Source organism: Treponema sp. R6D11 (assembly GCF_054786075.1).
Genome location: NZ_BDHD01000989.1, coordinates 1 through 420 on the forward strand (window position 1 = coordinate 1; position 420 = coordinate 420).

Genomic DNA, 420 nt, shown 5'->3' on the forward strand with positions numbered 1-420 from the left:
GAATTAGACGGACTGTTGGAAAATGGCACTCAGGCGATGATAGTAGAAGTTAAAACAACCCTCGAAATTGAGGACATAAACGACCATATAAAACGCATGGAAAGAGTACGCAGGTATGCCGATGACCACGATGATAAACGCGAATTTCTGGGCGCGATAGCCGCAATGGTAATAAAACCCAAACCAAAGGAGTATGCCTTAAATCAAGGATTTTTTATCATAGAGCCGTCGGGCGACGACGTGAAAGTTATCGCGCCTGAAAACAAGCCGAGGGTTTGGTAATCGCGGTGACGCGAAGCCACGGCCTTTGTATTAGAAAGGAATAAAACTATGTACAAGTTATCGGACAGAACGGCGGGGTTTACGGATTCCGTCATACGCAGAATGACCCGCATATCGCTGAAGCACGGGGCGGTAAAC

General features: G+C 46.9%; 1 pseudogene. It reads left to right on the top strand.

Annotated elements, in window-relative coordinates:
• Window positions 1–282: pseudogene (locus tag ACYVTD_RS17140) on the top strand (hypothetical protein); the annotation flags it as partial.
• Between the last annotated feature and the right edge of the window lie 138 nt (window positions 283–420).